At 72.9% G+C, this 5,277-nt stretch carries 4 protein-coding genes; 2 read left to right on the forward strand and 2 right to left on the reverse strand.

The genetic code is table 11. The annotated features are described in order from the left end of the window. Positions 1–84: 84 nt before the first annotated feature. Together ACFXA3_RS34595 and ACFXA3_RS34600 are read right to left on the reverse strand one after the other, a co-directional pair. Positions 85–555, reverse strand: coding sequence for a hypothetical protein (locus tag ACFXA3_RS34595; protein ID WP_385193600.1), 471 nt, complete (start codon positions 553–555; stop codon positions 85–87). Between the two features lie 159 nt (positions 556–714). Beyond that, the gene (locus tag ACFXA3_RS34600; RefSeq protein ID WP_385193603.1) at positions 715–1,944 is read right to left on the reverse strand and encodes a nucleotide sugar dehydrogenase; all 1,230 of its coding nucleotides are present in this window, start codon (positions 1,942–1,944) and stop codon (positions 715–717) included. 278 nt (positions 1,945–2,222) lie between these two features. Here ACFXA3_RS34600 and ACFXA3_RS34605 point away from each other — a divergent pair, with 278 nt between their 5' ends. Together ACFXA3_RS34605 and ACFXA3_RS34610 are read left to right on the forward strand one after the other, a co-directional pair. Further along, positions 2,223–3,929, forward strand: a complete 1,707-nt coding sequence (locus ACFXA3_RS34605; RefSeq protein WP_385193606.1) for a glycerol-3-phosphate dehydrogenase/oxidase — start codon at positions 2,223–2,225, stop codon at positions 3,927–3,929. Positions 3,930–4,090: 161 nt separating this feature from the next. Continuing rightward, positions 4,091–5,277 (forward strand): serine/threonine-protein kinase (locus ACFXA3_RS34610; RefSeq protein WP_385193609.1); only part of this gene is annotated, 1,187 nt, incomplete at its 3' end.

Raw genomic sequence — 5,277 nt, forward strand, 5'->3', positions numbered from 1 at the left:
GTTGTTTTTTGTCTGTCGTTCGCCGTGAGCGCGGCGCTCGCGCGGGCGGCGGTCGCCGCTCCGGGGTCGTCGCGGCGTCGTCGCTCAGGCCGCGGTCTTGCGGCTGACCTGGAACGCCGCGTAGCCGCCGATGGCGAGGAAGAGGAACACCAGCGGGTCCAGGTCGGTCTTCCAGCTGTCGACCACTTCGGAGGTGTGCTCGGTCAGTACGTCGAGGACGCCCGTGGAGAGCTGCTCGGCTCCGTCCAGGGCGATGCCGAAGAGCTGGCCCCCGAGGACGGCGGCCACGGAGAGCAGGGTGGCGACGACCGGCAGGACGGCGTTGCGCCCGCCGGCCTTGCCCGCGGCGAAACCGACCAGGGCGCCCACGCCGACCGCCGCGTAGCCGATCTCGTGGTGGGTGGCCTTGACGATCGCGCCGTAGACGCCGGCGGCCGCGAGACCGGCCACGACGGCGGCGAGGACGCCCAGGACGACGTTGCCGCCGCGGGCGGGGGCCGCGGCGGGGGCCGGCGTGTAGGACGAGGGCGCGGGCGGCTGGAAGTTCTGGCTCATCGGAAATCCCCCCGGGGACGTGGACGCACGTGCGCCCCTGGGGCATAAGTGCGAGATAAGTGACGCCGCAGGCTAACAGGGCGCACTGACGTGCGAAGAGGGGTTTTCCGTCGGACGGGCGCGTGCCGGACGGGGCCGTGACCGGCGGGCCGGGGCGGCTCAGAGGCGGTGGGCCGCCCCCGGGGGGCTGGCGCCGCGGGTGTCCAGCAGCAACTGCGCCTTCACCGCGAGGCCTTGGAGGTCGTACGTGCGGTGCTGCTGGAGCAGGATCGTCAGATCGGCGTTGGCGGCGGCCTCGTACAACGATTCCGCACGCGGGACGGGACGGTCCCTGACGCGCCATCCGGCGATGTACGGGTCGTGGTAGCTGACCAGCGCCCCCAGGTCCAGGAGGCGGCTGGCGATCTCGCGGGCCGGCGCGCCCTCCTGGTCGCCCAGGTCGGGCTTGTACGTGACGCCGAGCAGCAGGACCCGGGCCCCGCGGGCCGATTTGCCGTGCTCGTTCAGCAGGGTGGCGGAACGCTGGATGACGTACTGGGGCATCCGGCTGTTGATCTCCTGCGCCAGGCCGACCATGCGCAGGGGGTGGCCCGGGGTGCGGGTGGTGTGGGGGAGGTAGTTGGGGTCCAGGGGGACGCTGCGCCCGCCGACCCCCGGGCCGGGCCGGAAGGCCTGGAACCCGTACGGCTTGGTCTCGGCGCAGCGGATGACGTCCCACAGGTCGACGCCGAGGTCGTGGCAGAGCACCGCCATCTCGTTCATGAGGGCGATGTTGACGTGCCGGTAGTTCGTTTCCAGGAGCTGGACGGTCTCGGCCTCGCGCAGGCCGCGCGCCCGGACCACCTTCTCGGTGAGGCGGGCGTAGAAGGCGTGCGCGGACTCGGTGCAGGCGGGGGTGAGGCCGCCGATCACCTTGGGGGTGTTGGCGATGCCGTGCGTCCGGTTGCCGGGGTCGAGGCGGCTGGGGGAGTAGGCCAGGTGGAAGTCCCGGCCGGCGCGCAGCCCGGATCCGGCCTCCAGGATCGGGCGCAGGTAGTCCTCGGTGACCCCCGGGTGGGCGGCGGATTCGAGGATGACGGTGGTGTGCGGGCGCAGCCGGGCGGCGAGGGTGCGGCCCGCCTCGCCGACGGCGGACAGGTCGAGCGCGCGGTCCGCGCCGAGCTGGGTGGGGGCGCAGATGACGGCGGTGCGCACCCGGCCGAGTTCGGCGGGGTTGGTGGCGACCCGGAAGCCGGCGGCCGACATGCGGCGGACCTCTGCGGCGGTGAGGGTGGAGTCGGTGGCCGGACCGCTGTCGTAGCCGACCGTCTCGATTCCGGCGGCGACGGCCGCCTGGGCCAGCGGGAGGCCGAGGTGGCCGAGTCCGATGACGGCGAGGTCTGCGGGCATGGGGTGCCGTCCCTTCCCTGACATGCATGAGGAGGCTGGGTGCGCAAGTCCTGTGGACCGTGCGGGGCCCGTGCGGAGCTGGCGCGATGTCAGACTAGGCGTATATATGACCGATCTGTCGCATTACGGGGTGGTGATCACCGTTGTGTTGTCCACAGCCGGTGGCTGATGTGGGTACGGCGGGTCAGAATCGTGAGCGGGGGATGTGAGCGGGATCACCCGCACCGAGCGCACCGAGCACACCGAGCGGGGACGACCCGCACCAACGGGAGGCAGCCGTGAGGACAGCGACACTGGGGCCGGTCCAGCGCGAAGAGGCACTCGCCCGGATGGCCGAGCGGGAACTGGACGTTCTGGTGGTGGGCGCGGGCGTGGTCGGCGCGGGGACCGCGCTCGACGCCGCCACCAGAGGCCTGGCGACGGGGCTGGTGGAGGCGCGGGACTGGGCCTCCGGCACCTCCAGCCGGTCGAGCAAGCTCATCCACGGCGGCCTGCGGTACCTGGAAATGCTCGACTTCGCCCTCGTACGGGAGGCCCTGAAGGAACGCGGCCTGCTCCTGGAGCGGCTGGCCCCGCACCTCGTGAAGCCCGTGCCGTTCCTGTACCCCCTCCAGCACAAGGGCTGGGAGCGGTTCTACGCCGGATCGGGCGTCGCGCTGTACGACGCGATGTCGGTGTCCAGCGGGCACGGGCGGGGCCTTCCCCTGCACCGGCACCTCACGCGCCGGCACGCCCTGCGGGTCGCGCCCGCGCTGCGCAAGGACGCCCTGGTGGGGGCGCTCCAGTACTACGACGCCCAGATGGACGATGCGCGGTACGTGGCCACGTTGGTCCGGACGGCCGCGGCGTACGGGGCGCACTGCGCCAACCGGGCGCGGGTCGTCGGCTTCCTGCGCGAGGGCGAGCGGGTCGTCGGGGCACGCGTGCAGGACGTGGAGGGCGGCGGCGAGTACGAGATCCGCGCGAGCCAGGTCGTGAACGCGACGGGGGTGTGGACGGACGACACGCAGGCGCTGATCGGGGAGCGCGGGCAGTTCCACGTCCGGGCGTCCAAGGGCATCCACCTGGTCGTCCCGAAGGACCGCATCCACTCCTCGACCGGGCTGATCCTGCGGACCGAGAAGTCGGTGCTGTTCGTGATCCCGTGGGGCCGGCACTGGATCGTCGGCACGACGGACACCGACTGGGACCTGGACAAGGCGCACCCGGCGGCGTCGAGCGCGGACATCGACTACCTGCTGGAGCACGTGAACTCGGTGCTGGCGGTACCGCTGACGAGGGACGACGTGCAGGGCGTGTACGCGGGCCTGCGGCCCCTGCTGGCCGGGGAGTCGGACGCGACGAGCAAGCTGTCGCGCGAGCACACGGTGGCGCACCCCGTGCCGGGGCTGGTCGTGGTCGCGGGCGGCAAGTACACGACGTACCGGGTCATGGCGAAGGACGCGGTCGACGAGGCGGTGCACGGGCTCGACGCGCGGGTCGCGGAGTGCGTGACGGAGGAGGTGCCGCTGGTCGGGGCCGAGGGGTACCGGGCGCTGTGGAACGGGCGGGCGCGGATCGCCGCCCGGGCCGGCCTCCATGTGGCGCGGGTCGAGCACCTGTTGAACCGGTACGGCTCGATGACCGACGAACTGCTCGACCTGATCGCGGCGGATCCCGGGCTGGCGGAGCCGCTGACCGGGGCGGAGGACTACCTGCGGGCCGAAGTGGTGTACGCGGCCTCGCACGAGGGGGCCCGGCACCTGGACGACGTGCTGACGCGGCGTACGCGCATCTCCATCGAGACGTTCGACCGGGGAACGCGGTCGGCGCGGGAGTGCGCGGAGCTGATGGCGCCGGTCCTGGGGTGGGACGAACAGCAGATCGCGAAGGAAGTGGAACACTACGAGAAGCGGGTCCAGGCGGAACGGGAATCGCAGCGCCAGCCGGACGACCAGACCGCGGATGCCGCGCGGCTGGGGGCTCCTGACATCGTTCCGTTGTAACTCCGGGATGCGGAGGGGGGAACCGCGGACCCGGGGCGCCCGTCCGTTGCGGAGTGAGGAACAATGAGGGTTCTGCCGGGGCGGGTTACCGCACGGGTTCTCCCGGAGCGGGCCACCGGGGATCCCGGGGGCTGCCGGGGCAGCGATCGCAGAGGGGACGCATGTCGAAGCCGGAGCACACCGAGTCGCCCGCCGAGTCGCCTGCGGCGAAGCAGGACCGGGCCGAGCCCGTGTCGGCGAAGCCGGAGTCGCCTGCGGCGAAGCCTGCCGTACCGCCTGCGGCGAAGCCGGACTCACCCGACGGGCCGGCGGCCGCTGCCGGGCGCGCGCAGCCTGCCGACGCGCCGGCGGTGAAGGCCGACCTGACGAAGTCTCCGGCCGCCGCCGACGACGCGAAGCCGGCCGGCTTCGCGCCCGCGGAGAAGCCCGAGCCGGCGAAGCCCGTGGTGAATCCCGTCATCGAGAAGGCCGATGCCGTTGCGGCCGCCGTCAAGGCCGCGGCGGCCAAGGCCGCCGAGGAAGGGCAGGACGAGGGGCGGCTGCTCGCGCGCCGCTACCGGCTGCGCGAAGTCCTCGGCAAGGGCGGCATGGGCACCGTCTGGCGCGCCGAGGACGAGACCCTCGGCCGGACGGTCGCCGTCAAGGAACTCCGCTTCAGCACCGGCGTCGACGAGGACGAGAAGCGCCGCCTCATCACCCGTACCCTGCGCGAGGCCAAGGCGATCGCGCGGATCCGCAGCAGTGGCGCCGTCACCGTCTTCGACGTCGTGGACGAGGACGGCCGTCCGTGGATCGTCATGGAGCTCATCGAGGGCCCCTCGCTCGCGGAGTTCATCCGTGAACAGGGCCCGCTGACTCCCCACCGCGCCGCCGAGGTCGGCCTCGCCGTCCTCGACGTGCTCCGCGCCGCGCACGGTCAGGGCATCCTGCACCGGGACGTGAAGCCGTCCAACGTGCTCATCGCCCGTACCGGCCGCGTCGTCCTCACCGACTTCGGCATCGCCCAGGTCGAGGGCGACCCCTCCGTCACCTCCACCGGCATGCTCGTCGGCGCCCCCTCGTACATCTCGCCCGAGCGCGCCCGCGGCCAGAAGCCCGGTCCGCCCGCCGACATGTGGTCCCTCGGCGGACTGCTGTACGCCTCCGTCGAGGGCGTGCCCCCGTACGACAAGGGGTCCGCGCTCGCGACCCTCACCGCCGTCATGACCGAGCCGGTGGACCCGCCCAAGAACGCGGGTCCGCTGACGGACGTCATCTACGGCCTGCTGGCCAAGGACCCGGCCCGCCGCCTCGACGAGGAGCGGGCCCGGGCGGTGCTGCCCCGGCTCCCGTTCCGCCGGATGCTCGT

The organism is Streptomyces sp. NPDC059456 (genome assembly GCF_042750055.1).
GTDB lineage: Bacteria > Actinomycetota > Actinomycetes > Streptomycetales > Streptomycetaceae > Streptomyces.